This window comes from Stenotrophomonas sp. 89682_Sma (assembly GCF_056481405.1).
On record NZ_CM151147.1, the window covers coordinates 2,037,196 to 2,055,587 of the forward strand.

The 18,392-nt window shown below is 66.7% G+C and carries 14 protein-coding genes; 8 read left to right on the plus strand and 6 right to left on the minus strand.

What is annotated here, in order from left to right; all coding sequences use genetic code 11:
- The first annotated feature begins 50 nt into the window (after nucleotides 1–50).
- From ACZK29_RS09525 to ACZK29_RS09550, 6 genes are all read left to right on the plus strand, one after another.
- A complete protein-coding gene (locus tag ACZK29_RS09525) occupies nucleotides 51–2,516 on the plus strand; it encodes a GH92 family glycosyl hydrolase (protein ID WP_478446984.1) in 2,466 nt (821 codons plus the stop codon).
- 96 nt (nucleotides 2,517–2,612) lie between these two features.
- Nucleotides 2,613–3,662, plus strand: coding sequence for a LacI family DNA-binding transcriptional regulator (locus ACZK29_RS09530; protein ID WP_087922403.1), 1,050 nt, complete (start codon nucleotides 2,613–2,615; stop codon nucleotides 3,660–3,662).
- 60 nt (nucleotides 3,663–3,722) lie between these two features.
- A complete protein-coding gene (gene fucP, locus ACZK29_RS09535) occupies nucleotides 3,723–5,036 on the plus strand; it encodes an L-fucose:H+ symporter permease (RefSeq protein WP_049464304.1) in 1,314 nt (437 codons plus the stop codon).
- A 7-nt stretch (nucleotides 5,037–5,043) separates the two neighbouring features.
- Nucleotides 5,044–6,039: a carbohydrate kinase family protein gene (locus tag ACZK29_RS09540; RefSeq protein WP_111204735.1), complete on the plus strand. Its 996-nt coding sequence runs from the start codon at nucleotides 5,044–5,046 to the stop codon at nucleotides 6,037–6,039.
- The gene (locus ACZK29_RS09545) at nucleotides 6,036–7,262 is read left to right on the plus strand and encodes an AGE family epimerase/isomerase (RefSeq protein ID WP_111204734.1); all 1,227 of its coding nucleotides are present in this window, start codon (nucleotides 6,036–6,038) and stop codon (nucleotides 7,260–7,262) included. The genes ACZK29_RS09540 and ACZK29_RS09545 overlap by 4 nt, the downstream gene beginning before the upstream one ends.
- 101 nt (nucleotides 7,263–7,363) lie before the next feature.
- Nucleotides 7,364–9,982, plus strand: a complete 2,619-nt coding sequence (locus ACZK29_RS09550; RefSeq protein WP_111204733.1) for a beta-mannosidase — start codon at nucleotides 7,364–7,366, stop codon at nucleotides 9,980–9,982.
- 115 nt (nucleotides 9,983–10,097) lie between these two features.
- Here the strand turns inward: ACZK29_RS09550 and mtnC are convergent, their stop codons facing one another.
- The 3 genes from mtnC to ACZK29_RS09565 form a co-directional block, all read right to left on the minus strand.
- On the minus strand, nucleotides 10,098–10,793 hold the full coding sequence (gene mtnC / locus ACZK29_RS09555) for an acireductone synthase (protein WP_478446985.1): 696 nt from the start codon (nucleotides 10,791–10,793) through the stop codon (nucleotides 10,098–10,100).
- 3 nt (nucleotides 10,794–10,796) lie between these two features.
- Nucleotides 10,797–11,354, minus strand: a complete 558-nt coding sequence (locus tag ACZK29_RS09560; protein WP_111204731.1) for a 1,2-dihydroxy-3-keto-5-methylthiopentene dioxygenase — start codon at nucleotides 11,352–11,354, stop codon at nucleotides 10,797–10,799.
- A gap of 92 nt (nucleotides 11,355–11,446) precedes the next feature.
- The gene (locus tag ACZK29_RS09565; RefSeq protein ID WP_043035629.1) at nucleotides 11,447–12,088 is read right to left on the minus strand and encodes a methylthioribulose 1-phosphate dehydratase; all 642 of its coding nucleotides are present in this window, start codon (nucleotides 12,086–12,088) and stop codon (nucleotides 11,447–11,449) included.
- A 252-nt stretch (nucleotides 12,089–12,340) separates the two neighbouring features.
- On the opposite strand from ACZK29_RS09565, the gene ACZK29_RS09570 reads away from it, so the two are divergent.
- Nucleotides 12,341–12,715, plus strand: a complete 375-nt coding sequence (locus ACZK29_RS09570) for a hypothetical protein (protein WP_032957971.1) — start codon at nucleotides 12,341–12,343, stop codon at nucleotides 12,713–12,715.
- 544 nt (nucleotides 12,716–13,259) lie between these two features.
- Here the strand turns inward: ACZK29_RS09570 and ACZK29_RS09575 are convergent.
- Nucleotides 13,260–14,687 carry an amino acid permease gene (locus ACZK29_RS09575; RefSeq protein WP_065183667.1) on the minus strand — a complete coding sequence of 476 codons (1,428 nt, stop codon included), beginning with the start codon at nucleotides 14,685–14,687 and terminating at the stop codon, nucleotides 13,260–13,262.
- Nucleotides 14,688–14,769: 82 nt separating this feature from the next.
- Nucleotides 14,770–16,245 carry an amino acid permease gene (locus ACZK29_RS09580; RefSeq protein ID WP_111204730.1) on the minus strand — a complete coding sequence of 492 codons (1,476 nt, stop codon included), beginning with the start codon at nucleotides 16,243–16,245 and terminating at the stop codon, nucleotides 14,770–14,772.
- A gap of 133 nt (nucleotides 16,246–16,378) precedes the next feature.
- On the opposite strand from ACZK29_RS09580, the gene ACZK29_RS09585 reads away from it, so the two are divergent.
- Nucleotides 16,379–16,993: an NUDIX hydrolase gene (locus tag ACZK29_RS09585; RefSeq protein WP_111204729.1), complete on the plus strand. Its 615-nt coding sequence runs from the start codon at nucleotides 16,379–16,381 to the stop codon at nucleotides 16,991–16,993.
- Between the two features lie 94 nt (nucleotides 16,994–17,087).
- On the opposite strand, the gene serA is transcribed toward ACZK29_RS09585, so the two are convergent.
- The gene (gene serA, locus ACZK29_RS09590) at nucleotides 17,088–18,329 is read right to left on the minus strand and encodes a phosphoglycerate dehydrogenase (RefSeq protein ID WP_111204728.1); all 1,242 of its coding nucleotides are present in this window, start codon (nucleotides 18,327–18,329) and stop codon (nucleotides 17,088–17,090) included.
- Nucleotides 18,330–18,392: the final 63 nt, after the last annotated feature.

Below are 18,392 nucleotides of genomic sequence, written 5' to 3' on the forward strand. Positions count from 1 at the left end.
CGGACGTCCCTGGCCGTCTGCCTCCGCGTCATCGACTACAGGAACCCGACATGCGTCCAGTGCCGTCCGCTCCCGCCGTCCCATTGTCCTCGCGCCCGCTGGTGCGCCTGGCCTGCCTGCTCGCGCTGTCGTCCGTGCCGGTGCTGCTGCAGGCCGCACCGGCTGCGCTGGAGCGCGAGGTCAACACCTTCATCGGCAGCAAGGACGACGGCAATACGTTCCCGGGCGCGTCGGCGCCGTTCGGCCTGATCCAGGTCAGCCCGATCGGCAGCCACTATTCGGGCTGGCGCTATGACGACGAGAAGATCCGCGGTTTCGGCCATTCGTTCATCTCCGGCGCCGGTTGCTGGGAGCAGGGCGGCCAGGTGTCAGTGCTGCCGGTGACCGGGTCGATCGGCCCGGGCGGCGATTTCGATACCGGCAACGCCAAGCAGTTCGACCACAAGGCGTACGCCTCGGCCTACACCCATGACGGCGAGATCGGCCAGGCCGGCTACTACAAGGTGCGCCTGACCAGCTACGGCGGCATCGATGCCGAGGCCACCGCGCGCACCCGTGCGGCAGCCGAGCGCTACACCTTCAGCCAGCGCCAGGGCGATGGCCACGTGCTGGTCAACGTCGGCCAGGCCAATGAGCGCCACTCGGTGATCGGCAGCGTGGTCGACGTGGTCGGCGACCGCGTGGTCGAAGGCAAGCTGGTGACCAAGAGCTTCTGTGGCGGCCACCAGTACACCACCTGGTTCCGCATCGAGTTCGACCGTCCGTTCAAGGCGCACGGTACCTGGGGTGAGGGCGGTGGCCTGCCGGGCGCGCGGCACAGCATGGAAGGCGAGCAGAAGCCCAATGGCGCCTGGCTCAGCTTTGATCTGGCCAAGGGCCAGTCGGTGACGGCGGTCAGCGCGATCTCGCACGTGGATGCCGAAGGCGCGCGCATCAACCTGCGCGCGGACGGCATGCAGGATGGGGCGCTGCTCGGTTTCGACCGCATGCGTGCGCTGTCCCAGCAGTCCTGGCGCGAGCAGCTGGGCCGGGTGCGCGTGCAGGGTGGCAACGCCGACGACCGCGCGGTGTTCTACAGCGCGGTCTACCACGCGCTGCTGCAGCCGATGACCGGCAACGACGCCGACGGCCGCTACCGCGGCTATGACGATGGTATCCACCGTGCCGACGGCTGGACCTACTACGAGTACTTCTCGCTGTGGGATACCTACCGCGCGCAGAACCAGTGGCTGGCGCTGACCCGCCCGGACGTGGCACGCGATATCGGCCGTACCCTGCTGGCGATCGACGAGCAGGGTGGTTGGCTGCCGCGCTGGGGCTATGCCAACTTCGAAACCAACATCATGACCGGCGACCCGGTGACCCCGTTCATGGTCGACCTGTGGCGCTTCGGCGCCCTCAAGGGCCGTGAATCGCAGGCCTGGGATGCGCTGCGCCGCAACGCCTTCGGCACGCCGCCGTTGAACTCGCGCATGGCCGGCCGTTCCGGTAACCCGACCTATCTGGACAAGGGCTACGTGGTCTACGACCGCGCGTTCCCGTCCAAGGGCATGGACGTCGATCCGCACCATGGCGGTTCGGCCACCTTGGAATACGCGCTGGCCGACTGTGCGCTTTCGCAGATGGCCGATGGCCTCGGCCACGCGCAGGACGCGGCGACGCTGCGTGAGCGCGGCCGCAACTGGCGCAAGGTATGGGACCCGCAGGTGCGCGATGCCGAAACCGGCTTCACCGGTTTCCCGCGCCCGCGTACCGAGGACGGCCAGTGGTACACGCCGGCCGATGGCCATTACAGCCCGCGCTCGCACCATGGTTTCCATGAGGGTACGGCGTGGCAGTACCAGTGGCTGGCGCAGCAGGATGTGCCGGGCCTGGTCGAGGCGATGGATGGCCGCGAACAGGCCGGTCGTCGCCTCGACGCGTTCTTTGCGATGGACGCACTGCAGGCCGACCCGCTCAACGCCGCCCGCAAGGAGTGGGTGGTCGGGCCGTACAGCTACTACAACCAGTTCCGCTACAACCCGAACAACGAACCGGACCTGCACTCGCCGTGGCTGTACACGCTGATCGGCCAGCCGTGGAAGACCGCTGCCGTGGTGCGCGCTGCGCAGCAGCTGTTCACCAACGCCCCGAACGGGGTGACCGGCAATGACGACCTCGGCACGATGTCGGCCTGGTACCTGTTCAGTGCCATCGGCGTGTACCCGGCGGTGCCGGGCAGCGGCCAGTTCCTGCTGCACACCCCGCGCTTCAGCAAGGTGGAAGTGGACATGGGCAATGGCCGCACGCTGCGCATCGACGCGCCGGGTGCCGATGGCCGCCGCCTGCAGTACGTCCAGGGCGTGAAGGTCGATGGCCAGGCACATGCGCCGGTGTGGCTGGACTGGAACCAGCTGCAGCAGGGCCCGCGCCTGCAGTTCGCGCTCGACGCGAAGGCGCCTGAGCAGGGCTGGGGTACGGCAGCGAAGGACCTGCCGGTGTCCTGGTGCGCGGCACCGGGCAGCCAGCTGCGCTGAGCCGGACTGTGCCGTTCGCGGTGACCCAGCGAACGGCACGGCACGACACGGCCCTGATCCATTAGGCTTGAGCCTCCAGCGGAGTCCGGGAAGACGATGAACGACAACGGCAGCAGTCCCAGCAAGCGCGCCGGCAAGGCAGTGACGGTGACCGACATCGCGCGTGCCATCGGCGTGTCACGGGCGACCGTGTCGCTGGTGCTGCGCGGCAGCCCGCTGGTCAACGTCGATACCCGTGCCAAGGTCGAGGCCGAGCTGCGCCGGCAGCGCTATGTCTACAACCGTGCTGCCGCCAACCTGCGCCGACGTACCTCGTCGAGCATCGCGCTGGTGATCAACGATCTGTCCAACCCGTTCTTCGCCGAATTCGCCTCCGGCGTGGACGAGGCGTTGGGCGGGCGTGGCTATGTGACCCTGCTGGGCAGCACCGGCGAATCACCGGAGCGCCAGCAGGCGGTGCTGTCCACGCTGATGGAGCACACCCCGGCCGGCCTGATCCTGTCGCCGGCCGAAGGCAGCGACACCGCGCAGCTGCGCCAGGCATTGGGCGCCAATGCCAACGTGCTGTTGTTCAACCGCGAACTGGAAGGGGCCGACTGGGACTTCCTGACCCTGGACAACCAGCACGGCGCCTACCTGGCGACGCGCCACCTGATCGAGCGCGGCCATCGCCAGATCGCCTTCTTCGGCGGCCACGCCGCATCGAGCTCGTGCCACCAGCGGCGTGCCGGGTTCCAGCAGGCGCTGGCCGAGGCCGGTCTATCGCTGCCACCGGGCTGGATGATCGAATCGGCCCCGAACCGCCTGGAAGCGGCAGCGCGCACCGATGAGCTGTTCGCCGACGGTCATCGCCCAAGTGCGGCGGTCTGCTACAACGACACCGTCGCGCTGGGACTGATGCTGGGCCTGAACTCGCGTGGCATCCGTCCGGGTGGCGACTTCGCCGTTACCGGTTTCGATGATATTTCCGAGGCGTCGGTCGCGGTGCCGCCGTTGACCACGCTCACCGCCGACCCGCGCGAGCGGGGCCGCCAGGCTGCCGCGCTGTTGCTGCAACGACTGGACGAACCGGATGCGCCGCCAAGGCGCACGGTCGCGCCGGTGCAGCTGCGCATCCGCGAAAGCAGTGCCGCACGGCCGAACTGATTCCTTCCACATACCCCTTCCACGCAACAACGACCTTCCGCGCATCGAGGCGCGTACCGCATGCCGATCTCCGCAACGCCCCGTCCATCGGGTTCTTCGGGCAACGCACCCGCCGTCACCAACGGCAAGGCGCTGGCCGTGGTCACCACGATCTTCTTCATGTGGGGCTTCCTGACCTGCCTCAATGACATCCTGATCCCGCACCTGAAGGCAGTGTTCGAGTTGAACTACGCCAAGGCGATGCTGGTGCAGTTCACGTTCTTCGGCACCTATTTCCTGATGTCGCTGCCGGCGGGTCGCCTGGTGGCGGCGCTGGGCTACAAGAAGGGCATCGTGGCGGGCCTGGTGATTGCCGGTATCGGTGCGCTGGGCTTCTGGCCGGCGGCCGAGCTGCGCGTGTATGGCGCCTTCCTCGGCGCATTGTTCGTGCTGGCCACGGGCATCACCGTGCTGCAGGTCGCTGCCAATCCCTACGTCGCGCTGCTGGGCCCGGAACAGACCAGCTCCAGCCGCCTGACCCTGGCGCAGGCGCTGAACTCGCTGGGCACGGCCATCGCCCCGATCTTCGGCGGCATGCTGATCCTGTCCAACACGGTGAAGAGTGCCGATGACATCGCGGCTCTGCCGGCCGCCGAACAGCTGGCCTACCGTGCCGCCGAAGCGCAGGCCGTGCAGGGCCCGTACGTGGGCCTGGCCGTTGCGCTGGTGCTGCTGGCGCTGTTCGTATTCCTGTTCCGCCTGCCGGCACTGAGCGATGCCACCGAGCAGGCCGACCAGGGCCATCACCACAGCTACCTGGATGCGCTGCGCAAGCGCCACCTGCTGCTGGGCGTGCTGGGCATCTTCTTCTACGTCGGTGCCGAAGTTTCGATCGGCAGCTTCCTGGTCAACTACCTGTCGATGCCCAACATCGGTGGCTTCAGCGAGCAGGAAGCCACGCATTACGTGTCGGCCTACTGGACGATGGCGATGATCGGCCGCTTCGCCGGCTCGGCGCTGCTGGCGCGCTTCTCGCCCAGCCGCCTGCTGGCGATCTTCGCGCTGGTCAACGTGGCCCTGCTGGTCACGACCATGCTGACCTCCGGCAACATCGCGCTGTACTCGGTGGTGGCGATCGGCCTGTTCAATTCGATCATGTTCCCGACCATCTTCGCGCTGAGCATCGAGCGCCTGGGCCCGCTGACCAACAAGGGCTCCAGCCTGCTGATCATGGCCATCGTCGGCGGTGCCGTGGTGCCGTACCTGCAGGGCGTGCTGGCCGACCACATCGGTGTGCAGGCCAGCTTCATCCTGCCGCTGCTGTGCTACGGCTACATCATTTTCTACGGACTGGTCGGCGCACGTACGCCGGCTTCCGCAACGCAGGGAGGCTGAGTCCGGAATGGGTTCCATCGTTTGCTTCGGCGAAATTTTGATCGATCTACTAGCGCAGCCGCCGGCCTCGGCCGACACGCCGCGCGCGTTCCTGCAGTACGCCGGCGGGGCGCCGGCCAACGTTGCGGTGGCGGCAGCGCGACTGGGTGCGAAGACTCAGTTCGTCGGCATGCTCGGCCGTGACATGTTCGGTGACTTCCTGGCCGAGAGCCTGGTCGAACACGGCGTAGGCACGGATTACATCGTGCGTACCGATGCGGCCAAGACCGCACTGGCCTTCGTCGCGCTGGATGCCAGCGGCGAGCGCAGCTTCAGTTTCTACCGCCCGCCGGCCGCCGACCTGCTGTTCCGTGGCAGCGACTTCCAGGCCGCGTGCTTCGACAGCGCGCAGTGCTTCCACGTCTGCTCCAACAGCCTGACCGAGCCGTCCATCGCCGAGGCGACCTTCGCCGGCATGGAGCGCGCCCGTGCCGCCGGTGCGGTGGTCAGCCTGGACCTCAACCTGCGCCCGGCACTGTGGCCGGCCAACGAAGATCCGACGCCGCGCCTGTGGCAGGCGCTGCAGCGTGCCGACCTGGTCAAGCTGTCGCGCGAGGAGCTGGATTACCTGGCGGCACCGCTGGGTGCCGATGGTGAGGCAGTGGTGCTGAAGCGCCTGCTGGCCGCGCAGGCACGCTGGGTCATCGTTACCGATGGTGCGGCCACGCTGCACTGGTACACGCGCGACAACCACGGCACGGTCACCAGCTTCCGCGTAGCCACCGTCGATAGCACCGCCGCCGGCGATGCCTTTGTCGGTGGCGTGCTGGTCGGCCTGCTGGAGCGGGGGGGCACCGGCGCAGACTTTGCCGCGTTCTGCCAGGACCCGGAGGCGATCACCGCCACGCTGCGCTTCGGCGCCGCCGTGGGGGCGCTGGCTGTTACCCGCAAGGGCGCGTTCGCCGCAATGCCCTCGCTCGATGAAGTGCAGCAGCTGCTGCAGGCCCAGGACATTACCGCATGAGCATCTCGCCCGATTTCCGTTCGCCCGCGTTCCTGCGCGCGCACATCGCCGATACCATGGCGTTCTACCATCCGCGCTGCATCGATCAGGACGGCGGCTTCTTCCACTACTTCCGGGATGACGGCAGCGTCTACGATGCCAGCCACCGCCACCTCGTGAGCAGCACGCGCTTCGTCTTCAACTACGCGATGGCCTACCGCGAATTCGGCAATGCTGAATACCGCGAGGCGGTCGAGCACGGCGTGCGCTACCTGCGGGACGTGCACCGCAACCCGGCCACCGGTGGCTACGCCTGGACCCTGCGTGATGGCAAGGTCGAGGACGACATGAACCACTGCTACGGCGTGGCGTTCGTGCTGCTGGCCTACAGTTGCGCGCTGAAGGCCGGTATCGAACAGGCGCGTGTGTGGATGGACGAAACCTGGCAGCTGCTGGAAGCGCGCTTCTGGGAGCCACAGCACGGCCTGTACAAGGACGAGGCCGACGGCCAGTGGAACTTCACCGGCTATCGCGGCCAGAACGCCAACATGCACATGTGCGAGGCGATGCTGGCGGCGTTCGAGGCCAGTGGTGAGCAGCGCTATGTCGAGCGTGCGCTGCAGCTGGCCGACAACATGACCCGCCGCCAGGCGGCCAAGGCCGGCGGGCTGGTCTGGGAGCACTACGATGAGAACTGGGAGATCGACTGGGACTACAACCTGGACGATCCCAAGCACCTGTTCCGCCCGTGGGGCTTCCAGCCCGGTCATCAGACCGAGTGGGCCAAGCTGCTGCTGATCCTCGATCGCCACGTGCAGGCCGATTGGCTGGTGCCGACCGCGCAGCACCTGTTTGATGTGGCGGTGGCGCGCAGCTGGGATGACGCCCGCGGTGGCCTGTATTACGGCTTCGCGCCGGAAACGCGCCGCCAGCCGGGCATGGACGGCGCCCCGATCGGCGGCGACAGCTTCGTCTGCGACGATGACAAGTACTTCTGGGTACAGGCCGAAACGCTGGCTACGGCCGCGCTGATGGCCAAGCGCACCGGCGATGACCGCTACTGGCAGTGGTACGAACGCATCTGGGCCTACTCGTGGGAGCACTTCGTCGACCACCAGTACGGTGCATGGTTCCGCATTCTCGATGCCGACAATCGCAAGTACAGCGACGAGAAGAGCCCGGCCGGCAAGGTGGATTACCACACCATGGGTGCGTGCTACGAAGTGTTGAACGTCGTGCGTTGAGGTCTGCCGCGCTGCGCGCTCGCCGGACGTGGTCCGGCGCTACCGTGGCGTGTTGAATTGGTAGCGCCGGGCCATGCCCGGCGGAAAAACAGGAGCATCCCGTGCATCGCCTTCCCCTCGCTGTCCGCCTGCTCCTGCTGCTGATCTCAGCCTCCGCGTTCCCTGCACCGGCGGCCCCGCTGCAGGCGCAGTGGGAATTCCGCATGTTGCCCGGCGACGCGCAGGGCGCGGCCCATCCGGGCCTGCAGCAGTGGCGTGCGGCCCAGGTACCCGGCAGCGTGCACACCGACCTGCTGGCCCACGCGCTGATCCGCGATCCGTATGTCGGCGCGCCGGAGGCCGAGCTGCAGTGGATCGGCCTGGCGGACTGGGAATACCGCGCCAGCTTCGATGTGGATGCCGCGACGGTTGCCAAGCCCAATGCCGAACTGCGCTTCGACGGGCTGGATACCTATGCCGAGGTCGTGCTCAACGGCAAGCCGCTGCTGCGCGCGGACAATGCGCACCGCACGTGGCGTGCGCGCGTGGAAGGGCGCCTGCGTGCGAAGGACAATGAACTGCAGATCGTGTTTCGTTCGCCGATCCGCACGCTGTTGCCGGGCGTGCAGGCGATGCCGCACAAGATCGCCGGCAACTATCCTTCGCCCCATGGCGATGAGCCGAAGGACGCGATGGTCGGCAACTTCGCGCGAAAACCGGCCTACCACTTCGGTTGGGACTGGGGCCCGCGTTATGTCACCGCCGGTGTCTGGCGCGGCGTCGACCTGCAGGCCTGGGATACGCATCGATTGACCGATCTGGCCGTGCGCACCGATGCATTGAGCGCGGAACAGGCGAAGCTGGCGGTGCTGCTGCAGGTGGAGCAGGGCAGTGCAGCCGGTTCTGCGGTGGTCAATGTGGATGTGCGCGATCCGCAGGGTCGCAGCGTGGCCCAGGTGAAGCGCACGGTGCTGTTGAAGCCCGGCCAGAACAGCATCGAGGTTCCGGTTGAACTGGCTGATCCGCGGCGCTGGTGGCCAGTAGGCCACGGTGCGCAGGACCGCTACACGGTGCAGGCACGCCTGGACGACGGTGGCGCGCCGGAGCTGGCCCACGAGCAGCGCATCGGCCTGCGTACGGTCGAACTGCGCCGCGAAACGGACGACAAGAGCGGGCAGGGCTTCGCTTTCGTCATCAATGGCGTGCCGATCTTCGCCAAGGGCGCGAACGTGATTCCGTTCGATGTCTTCCCCGCACGCGTTGATGCCGCGCGCCTGCGCCAGGTGCTGGTGGCCGCGCGCGACGCCAACATGAACATGCTGCGCAACTGGGGTGGCGGCTATTACGAGGACGACGCGTTCTTCGACATCGCCGATGAGCTCGGCCTGCTGGTCTGGCAGGACTTCATGTTCGGCGGTGGCATGCAGCCCGGTTACGACCCGGCGTTCCGCGCCAGCGTTGTCGCCGAGGCGCGCGACAACGTGCGGCGTCTGCGGCATCACCCCAGCATCGTGCTGTGGTGTGGCAACAATGAAGAGGAAACCGCCTGGAAGGACTGGGGCCACGGCCGCGACCTGAAGGCGGCCGATCCGGCGTTCGCGGCGAAGGTCTGGCAGGGCTATGTCGACCTGTTCGGCCACGATCTGCGTGCGGTGGTTGGCGAGGAAGGGCTGGGCGTGCCGTACTGGTCCAGTTCGCCCAGCAACGATCTGGATGAAAAGGCCAACGACTCGAGCCGCGGCGACAAGCACTACTGGCAGGTCTGGGGCAATCCGGCGCTGCCGGTGCAGGCCTACCTGCGCGAGACGCCGCGCTTCATGTCCGAGTACGGCCTGCAGGCGTGGCCGTCGGTGGCGACGGTGGACCAGATCGCCACCCGTGCCGAGCAGCGCATCGACAGCCCGGTGATCCGCGCACACCAGAAATTCATGGCCGGCGAGGGCAACAGCCGCCTGCTGCATTACATCGAACTGGGCTACGGCACGCCGAAGGACTTCGAGGACTTCGTCTACCTCAGCCAGGTGATGCAGGCCGATGGCATCGCGCTGGCCGCGCTGCATCATCGTGCCTCGCGGCCGTACACGATGGGTTCGCTGTACTGGCAGCTCAACGATGTCTGGCCGGGCGCTTCATGGTCCAGCGTGGACTACTTCGGCCGCTGGAAGGCGCTGCACTTTGCCGCGCGGCGTTTCTTCGCGCCGGTGACGGTGGCTGCGCTGCGCGACGAGGGCAATACGCGGGTGCGCCTGATCAATGATGGCGCCGCGCAGGAGGCACGTTGGCGGCTGCGGGTGGTGGACGTGGACGGCAAGGTGCTGCGGCAGCGCGAGGAGGCGGTGGCGTTGACCGCGGAAGGTGTCACCGCGCTCGGTGACTTCCGCGACGCGGAGCTGCTGGCCGGTGCCGATCCGAAGCGGACCGTGGCGGTGTTCGAACTGCTGCAGGACGGCAAGGTGAGCGCGCGGCAAGTGGTCGGTTTCGTCGAGGCCAGAGACCAGGTGCTGCCACGGCAGAAACTGAAAGCGACTCTCGCCATCGACGGCGATCATTATCGCCTGCGGCTGCAGAGCGCGGCCTATGTGCGTGCGGCGTGGATCGACTTCGGCGCGCTGGACGTGACGCTTGAAGACAACCTGCTGGACCTGCTGCCGGGCGAAACCCGCGACATCGCGGTGCGTGGCCCGGTGGACCTGACCACCCTGCGCGACGCGCTGAAGGTGAAAACCCTCAACGACCGTTGAGGGCATCCGCCGGGCACCGCCCGGCGCTACCATTCACGGACCACGGTAGCGCCGGGCCATGCCCGGCGAGAGTGCGGACCGTTGAGGTGGGTGCGGACCGTTGGTCCGCACACCCTTACAGCTGGATCTGCTGGAAATTCTCCACCCGCTCATGGCCGTTCGCGGCCTGGCCGGTACGCGGCATCGGGTAATCATCCAGACGGTCGATCAGGCGGGTCTGCAGGCCGGCTTCGCGGGCAGCGTCCAACTCTTCCACCACATCCGACAGGAACAGCATCTCGCCGGCCGGGACGCCGATCGCCTGCACGATGCGGCGGTAGCTGTCGGCCTCGCGCTTGCCGCCGACTTCGGTATCGAACCAGCCCGATACCAGCGGGCTGAGGTCGCCGGCATCGCTGAAACCGAAGAACAGCTTCTGCGCCGGCACCGAGCCGGACGAGTACACGTAGAGCGGCAGGCCCGAGGCATGCCAGCCCTTCAGCATCGGTGCCACTTCCGGGTAGAAATGCGCGGTGTAATCGCCCCGGCGGTAGCCTTCGTCCCAGATCTGGCCCTGCAGCGCCTTCAGCGCGGTGTGCTTGCGGTCCTGGTCGATCCAGCCCTGCAGCGTCTCGGCCACCAGACTGTCCTGGCAGGCGCCGCCGATCTCGGTGGCCACCGCGTCCAGCCAGCGGCGCACGTCCGGGTCCTGGCCGTGTTCGGCGACGAAGCCGGGCAAGGCCTTGCGGGCATAGGGGAACAGCACGTTCTTGACGAACGAGATGCTGCTGGTGGTGCCTTCGATATCGGTCAGGATGACGCGGGGCTGCATGGATCAGGACGCCTGGGTGGGTACGTAACGGGGGAACTTCTGCGCGATGTCGGTGCCGGTGAAATGACCGACCCAGCCATCCGGCTCGGTGAAGAAGCGGATCGCCACGAAGCTGGGCTCATCGCCCATGTCGAACCAGTGGGTGGTGCCATCGGGTACGGCGATCAGGTCATCCTTCACGCACTCGATCTCGTAGACCTTGTCTTCCACGTGCAGGGTGAACAGGCCGGAGCCGGCGACAAAGAAGCGCACCTCGTCTTCCTTGTGGAAGTGCTCGTCGAGGAACTTCTTGCGCAGTTCGGCGCGGTTCGGATTGTCCGGGGCGATCGAGGCCACATCCACGCTCTTGAAGCCGTTCTCGGCCACCAGGCGGTCGATGTCGGCGCGGTAGGCCGCGAACACTTCCTCCTGGCTGGCGCCGGGCGCGACCGGTGCAGTGGCCTGCCAGCGCTCGAAGGTGACGCCGATCTTCTTCAGTTCGGCAGCAATGAGCGCGCCGTCCTGGGTGTCCAGCAGCGGCGATTCGGGGCGGGTGTCGTCGTAGATGCGCAGTCGGCTCATGGCGGCAGCTTGAACGTCTCGGGGGGAAGACAGGGTATCAGGGTGGGGGCGAGGTGCAGATTCCGGATCGGCATCTGCACCTGCGCGCGGGTTCAGCCGCGCAGCCTGCGCAGTTCCAGTTCGCAGTGGAACAGGAATTCGAAGGCTTCCAGATGACGGCGCGCCTCGGCCATGTCACGGCCCCAGGCGTACAGGCCGTGGCCGTCGATCAGGTAGCCCCACAGGTTCTGGCGGTCGAGCAGATCATCGACCTGCTTCGAAAGCACGTTCATGTCCTGGGTGTTGGCGAACACCGGTACGTCGATGGCCATCTCGTGGGTGCTGTTGCCGGCGAAGGCCTTCAGCAGTTCGTAGCCTTCCAGGTGCACATGACCCTGCGGCGCGTACAGGCGCGAGGCAATGGTCTGCACCGGCGAATGGGTGTGCAGTACGCAGCCGATTTCCGGGAAGCGGCGGTACAGCTGGGTGTGCAGCAGGGTTTCGGCGGAGGGGCGCAGCGGGCGGCCGACGGCCTTGCCATCGAAGTCCACCACCATGATGTCGTCCTCGATCAGGCGGCCCTTGTCCTTGCCCGAGACGGTGATCGCGGCGTGGCGGTCGTCCAGGCGGTGGGAGAAGTTGCTGCTGGTGGCCGGGGTCCAGCCGGCCTGGGCCAGTTCGCGGACGTTGTCGATCAGCAGCTGGGCCAGTTCGCCCAGGCGGGCGGTGTCGTAGGGGAAGGTGGTGGTGTCCATGGACGGCATTTTACGTGATCCGGCCCGATGCTGGGCCCGCGCGGCGACCGCCTGCCTGCTGCGTGGGCAACGCGAAGCGGTGTGCTGGCAGGCGGCGCGCAGGGGTTGGATCGAGGCAAGCAGAGCGCTGGCTGAATGGGGGCGGCAACGCTCCCGCTGGAAGCGATTCCGGTCGTGGACAGCCCTCTTGCCGCGAAACATCATCGGATTGCCGCAGAAGTTCCGGCGAGCGCCAAGGAAAGGAGTACTTCGATGATCGCGCGCGCGATGGGGATGATGGGGGCGATTGGCATCATGCTTGCCAGCAGTGGCTGCACGATGGAATGGGTGAAGATGGATGCGGGTGCGCGGTCATTCGGCCCCGCCCATTCGAGTTGCAGGGCGCAGGCCGACGATCATTGGCCGGTCAGGAATGAAGTGGCCACGCGCACCGTCTACGAAGACCGCAAGGTGCCCTGCAGGCTTGATGAAGTCTGCGCCATTGACGGCAAGTACAACATGGTACCGATGCCGAAAGAGGAGAGTTACATCGTGGACGTCAACGCGTCCGACCGCAGCAGCGAGTTCAATGCCTGCATGGCCGGTGCCGGCTGGCAGCAGCAGCTCATCTGGTTCAATCGCCGCTAGGCGGGGCCGGCGCAGGGGACGACAGCTGCTCGACCGGTTGATGCTCAACGGAGTCCAGGCAACAGTGGCCAGCGGAGAATGACGTGGCTCTGCAAACCGTTTAGGCCTAGAGGCTGGAGACGTGCAGGGAGCAGGACAAGAACACGTACGACGTGGATGGAAAGTACAAGTGCGTCCAGCGGCCGGAAATCGAGTGCGGCGCCCTGGACGTGAACCAGAGCCACTGCCGTGGCGCACACACAGGTTGGATACAGAAGACCATCTGGTTTGGTCGTAGGTGATTCTCATCCGATAGCCGGCACATTCACGGTGCAGATGATATCCACGCATGGCGTGGATCTACCGGACACGCCGGGAGACTGTCAGGGGTGGGGAGGCATGGGTTCGCGGGGGTGTCAGCCGCATGGATGCGGCTGCCAAGCCTACATGGACGTACTTGCGGCGTCCCCCGCGTACCCATGCCTCCCCGCCAAACCAACACACCCGCTCTTGCCGTTGCTCCGGCGAGTGCAGGGCCGCAGGCCCTGCACTGCACTGCAAAACCTCACTTGCCCCGCAGACGGCTGTGCCTGAACCCGTAGCAGAAATAGATCACGAAACCGACGAATGTCCACACGCCCATCAACATCCAGTTGTGCATCGTCATCGCCGACAGCAGCGCCAGGCAGCTCAGCACGCCCAGGCTGCAGATCAGCCAGGCCATCGGCATGCGGAACGGGCGCGGCAGGTCCGGCTGGGTACGGCGCAGGATCAGCACGCCGGCGCAGACTGCGGCGAACGCGATCAGCGTGCCCATCGAGGTCAGCTCGCCCAGAATGTCGAGCGGGAACAGCGCCGCCAGCAGCGCGATGCCGATGCCGGTGATCACCGTGTTGATGTGCGGGGTGCGGTACTTCGGGTGGATCCTGGTGAACACTGGCGGCAGCAGGCCGTCGCGCCCCATGATCATGAAGATGCGCGGCTGGCCGATGATCATCACCAGTACCACCGAGGACAGGCCGACCAGCGCGCCGACCTCGACCACCCAGCGCAACCAGCCCAGCTGCGGGTGAGCAGCCACGGCAGTCACCACCGGCTCATCGGTGCCCAGCAGCTGGAACGGCACCAGGCCGGTCATCACGGCGGCCATCGCGATGTACAGCACGGTGCAGATCACCAGCGACAGCATCATGCCGAACGGCATGTCACGTTGCGGGTTCTTCGACTCCTGCGCCGCCACCGACACCGCCTCGAAGCCGATGTAGGCGAAGAACACCATCGCCGCGCCGCGCAGCACGCCCTCCATGCCGTACTTGCCGGGGCCTTCGTTGGCGGGAATGAACGGGGTCCAGTTGCTGGTGTCCACGTATTTCCAGCCGACCACGATGACCAGCAGGATCAGGCCGGTCTTCAGCACGACCATTGCCATGTTCATCGCCGAGGACTTGCTGATGCCGACGTAGCACAGCCAGGTCAGCAGCAGCACAAGTGCCGCGGCGGGCAGGTTGGCGATCGCGCCGGTGGGGCGCAGCTGTGCATCGAGTGGGGCGCTGACCAGCGCCGCCGGTAGATGGATGTCGAACTGGCTGAGCAGACTGAGGAAATAGCCGGTCCAGCTGACCGCGACCGCCGAGGCGGAGACGCCGTATTCGAGCACCAGCATCCAGCCGATGAACCAGGCCGAGAGCTCGCCGAAGGTGGCATAGGTGTAGGTGTAGGCGCTGCCGGAGACCGGCACCATCGAGGCGAACTCGGCATAGGCCAGTGCGCAGAAGGCGCAACAGATGGCGGCCAGCACGAAGGACAGCATGATGGCCGGGCCGGCGTGGTTGGCGGCGGCCTGGCCGGTGATGACGAAGATGCCGCCGCCGATCACCGCGCCGATGCCCAGGGCGGTCAGCCCCCAGGGGCCGAGGTGGCGGCGCAGGCTCAGGCCATTGGCGTCTTCATGGGCGGCATGCGGGTGCTTGGTGGCCCACAGTTGCTTGAACATGTGTGGTGGTCTTGTCGAAGCGCGCCATGACCGGCGCGCGGGGAAAACGGACGGGCCGGCGCGAGGCCGGCCCGTAGGCGGATCACGGCGACTTGGCCAGCTTGCTGTTGCGGATGCCGTAGCCCAGGTAGATCAGCAGGCCGAGCAGCGTCCAGCCGACGAACAGGTGCCAGTGCACCACGAACGCCTGCCAGAACAGGAACAGGCAGGTGGCTGCACCGAGCGGGCAGATGATCCACACCGCCGGCACGCGGAACGGGCGATGGATCTCCGGCTTGGTATAGCGCAGCACCAGCACGCCGATGCAGACCGTGGCGAAAGCCAGCAGGGTACCCATCGAGACCAGCTCGCCCAGCACGTTCAGCGGCACCAGGCCGGCCAGTGCGGCGGCGATCACGCCGACCACGATGGTGGCGACGTACGGGGTGCGGAAGCGGGCGTGGACCTTGCCGAAGAATTTCGGCAGTAGGCCGTCGCGGGAGATGGTGTAGGCGATGCGGGTCTGGCCCATCATCATCACCAGCACCACCGAGGACAGGCCGGCGATGGCGCCGATCTCGACCAGGGTCTTCAGCCACGACAGGGTCGGGTAGGGCTCCAGCGCGGTGGCCACCGGCTTGTCGGTGCCCAGCAGGTGGTACGGCATCATGCCGGTCAGCACCGCGCAGACGATGATGTAGACGATGGTGCACACGGCCAGCGAGCCGAGCAGGCCGATCGGCATGTTGCGCTGCGGGTCCTTGGTTTCGCCGGCGGCGGTGGAGACCGCATCGAAACCGATATAGGCGAAGAACACGATGGTGGCCGCACGGAACACGCCGCTCCAGCCGAACTCACCCGGCACACCGGTGTTTTCCGGGATGAACGGCTGCCAGTTGGCCGGGTCGATGTGGGCCGCGCCGATGCCGATGAACAGGCAGATGACGGTGACCTTGATCGCCACGATGATGGCGTTGACGAAGGCCGACTGGGTCACGCCCACGTACAGCAGGCCGGACACCGCCGCCACGATCAGCACTGCCGGCAGGTTGAACAGCTTGCCCGAGGTAATGAACTCGCTGCCGGTCCAGGCAATCGGGGCTGCGCTCAGGGCATCCGGGAACGGCATGTGCAGGGTGGTGGTGATGAAGCTGATCAGGTACGCCGACCAGCCCACCGCGACCGAGGCCGAGGCGAACAGGTATTCCAGCACCAGGCACCAGCCGATGAACCAGGCCATGCCTTCGCCCAGGGTGGCGTAGGAGTAGGAGTAGGCGCTGCCGGAGACCGGCATCATCGCCGCGAACTCGGCGTAGCACAGGCCCGCCAGGGCGCAGGCGAAGCCGGCGATCACGAACGACAGCATGACCGCCGGGCCGGCGTGGTTGGCCGCGGCCTGGCCGGTCAGCACGAAGATACCTGCGCCGATCACCGCACCCACGCCAAGCAGGATGAGGTGTTTAGCCGTGAGGGTCCGTTTCAACGTGGCTTCGCCGTCCAGGCTGCCTTCGATGGGTTCGCCGGCATCGACGTGCCCGGCCGGTTCAACCGGCTTGACCCTCAACAGAGCTTTCAGCATGCAGTACTTCCTAGTGATCGGATTGGGTGGGCCGCCGATACGTTGCCGGCAACCCTGGAATGGTGAAGGCCGCGCGAACGGCCCGCTGTACCTTAGCCAAAGCTGAAGCCAACGCACAAGCGCAATCGCAACAATGAACGGCGATAATGAGCAGTATTTTTCCGGACCGCCCCCATTCATGCGCCAGACCGCCGAAACCCTTGCCGTGCTTGACGATCGCCTGCGTGGCCTGCTGCGGGACTATGCCCGCCGTGAGCCGGCCCACGACGCACTGGCTGCCGAATTCGGCACATTGCTGGACGATCCGGAAGATCCGTTCCGGCGCGAACGGCTGGCCGGGCACTTCACTGCCAGCTGCTGGCTGGTCAGTGCCGATGGCCAGCGCCTGCTGCTGACCCATCACCGCAAGCTGCAGCGCTGGTTGCAGCTGGGCGGCCACGCCGACGGCGACCGCGACCTGGCCCAGGTGGCACTGAAGGAAGCCGAGGAGGAGTCGGGACTGAGCGGCCTGGTGCTCGAAGACCCTGCCATCTTCGACATCGACAAGCATTGGATTCCGGAACGCAAGGAGGTGCCGGGACACTGGCACTACGACGTGCGTTTCGTGATCCGGGCGCTGGGTGGCGAGGCCTTCGTGCTCAGCGAGGAATCGCTGGACCTGGCCTGGCGGCCGGTGACCGAAGTCGCGGCCGACCCGGAATCGGACGAATCGATGCAACGCATGGCACGCCGCTGGCTGGCGCGCTAGCAACCTGTAGAGCCGAGCCGGTGCTCGGCTCGATGCGGGCCGGAACCTCAGCCGAGCATGGGCTCGGCTCTACAAGTGCATGGCGGGATCCGCGTCAGTACAGGATGCGCGTCCGCAGCGTGCCCGGAATCGCGGCCAGCTCGTCGCGTACGGCGGCGGCCTGTGCCTCGCTGGCGGTGATGTCGATGACCACGTAGCCCACCTTCGGGTCGGTGCGCAGGAACTGGCCGTCGATGTTGACGTTGTGGCGCGAGAAGATCTCGTTCACCTTGGACAGCACGCCCGGCACGTTCTGGTGGATGTGCAGCAGGCGCAGGCTGTCGGCGTGCTCGGGCAGGGTCACTTCGGGGAAGTTGACCGCCGACAGGGTGCTGCCGTTGTCGCTGTAACGCACCAGCTTGGCCGCCACTTCCACGCCGATGTTGTCCTGCGCTTCCAGGGTGCTGCCGCCCACGTGCGGGGTCAGGATCACATTGTCGTGGCGGGTCAGCGGCGATTCGAAGATATCGCCATTGCCCTTCGGCTCGACCGGGAACACGTCCAGCGCAGCGCCACCGACGTGACCGCTGGCCAGCGCCGCATCCAGCGCATCGATGTCGACCACGGTGCCGCGCGCGGCGTTGATGAGGTGGGCGCCCTTGCGCATCTTCGCCAGCTCGGTGCTGCCGATCATCCACTGCGTGGACGGGGTCTCCGGCACGTGCAGGGTGACGATGTCGGCGCGCGCCAGCAGGTCGTCCAGGCTGGCCGCTGCACGGGCATTGCCCAGCGCCAGCTTGGTTTCCACGTCGTGGAAGATCACCTGCATGCCCAGCGATTCGGCCAGCACGCCGACCTGGGTGCCGATGTGGCCGTAACCGATGATGCCCAGGGTCTTGCCGCGCACTTCATGGCTGCCGCTGGCCGACTTCGACCAGCCGCCGCGATGGCATTCGGCGTTCTTCTGCGGAATGCCACGGGTCAGCATGATCGCCTCGGCGATCACCAGCTCGGCCACGCTGCGGGTGTTGGAATAGGGCGCGTTGAACACCGGGATGCCGGCCAGCTCGGCCGCATCCAGGTCGACCTGGTTGGTGCCGATGCAGAAGCAGCCCACCGCGATCAGGCGCTTGGCCTCGGCCAGCACCTCGGCGCTGAGCTGGGTGCGCGAGCGGATGCCGACAATATGTGCCTCGGCGATGCGCGCCTTCAGTTCGTCCTCGGGCAGCGCCTTGGTGTGCGCTTCGATCTGGCTGTAGCCGGCGGCGCTGAACACCTCCACGGCGGTCTGGCTGACCCCCTCCAGCAACAGCACGCGGATATCCTGCTTCGGGAACGAGGTCTTCTTCGGCGACATGGGGCAACACGGCCAGTGGGACAGGGGCTGACCACTATGCCAGATCGGACCGCCGATGGTGCA

What these genes read in the sequence shown, in the direction of transcription:
- ACZK29_RS09525 (WP_478446984.1), top strand. Translation starts at nt 51, where the DNA reads ATGCGTCCAGTGCCGTCCGCTCCCGCCGTCCCATTGTCCTCGCGCCCG.
- ACZK29_RS09530 (WP_087922403.1), top strand. Translation starts at nt 2,613, where the DNA reads ATGAACGACAACGGCAGCAGTCCCAGCAAGCGCGCCGGCAAGGCAGTG.
- fucP (WP_049464304.1), top strand. Translation starts at nt 3,723, where the DNA reads ATGCCGATCTCCGCAACGCCCCGTCCATCGGGTTCTTCGGGCAACGCA.
- ACZK29_RS09540 (WP_111204735.1), top strand. Translation starts at nt 5,044, where the DNA reads ATGGGTTCCATCGTTTGCTTCGGCGAAATTTTGATCGATCTACTAGCG.
- ACZK29_RS09545 (WP_111204734.1), top strand. Translation starts at nt 6,036, where the DNA reads ATGAGCATCTCGCCCGATTTCCGTTCGCCCGCGTTCCTGCGCGCGCAC.
- mtnC (WP_478446985.1), bottom strand. Translation starts at nt 10,793, where the DNA reads ATGCAGCCCCGCGTCATCCTGACCGATATCGAAGGCACCACCAGCAGC.
- ACZK29_RS09560 (WP_111204731.1), bottom strand. Translation starts at nt 11,354, where the DNA reads ATGAGCCGACTGCGCATCTACGACGACACCCGCCCCGAATCGCCGCTG.
- ACZK29_RS09565 (WP_043035629.1), bottom strand. Translation starts at nt 12,088, where the DNA reads ATGGACACCACCACCTTCCCCTACGACACCGCCCGCCTGGGCGAACTG.
- ACZK29_RS09570 (WP_032957971.1), top strand. Translation starts at nt 12,341, where the DNA reads ATGATCGCGCGCGCGATGGGGATGATGGGGGCGATTGGCATCATGCTT.
- ACZK29_RS09575 (WP_065183667.1), bottom strand. Translation starts at nt 14,687, where the DNA reads ATGTTCAAGCAACTGTGGGCCACCAAGCACCCGCATGCCGCCCATGAA.
- ACZK29_RS09580 (WP_111204730.1), bottom strand. Translation starts at nt 16,245, where the DNA reads ATGCTGAAAGCTCTGTTGAGGGTCAAGCCGGTTGAACCGGCCGGGCAC.
- ACZK29_RS09585 (WP_111204729.1), top strand. Translation starts at nt 16,379, where the DNA reads ATGAACGGCGATAATGAGCAGTATTTTTCCGGACCGCCCCCATTCATG.
- serA (WP_111204728.1), bottom strand. Translation starts at nt 18,329, where the DNA reads ATGTCGCCGAAGAAGACCTCGTTCCCGAAGCAGGATATCCGCGTGCTG.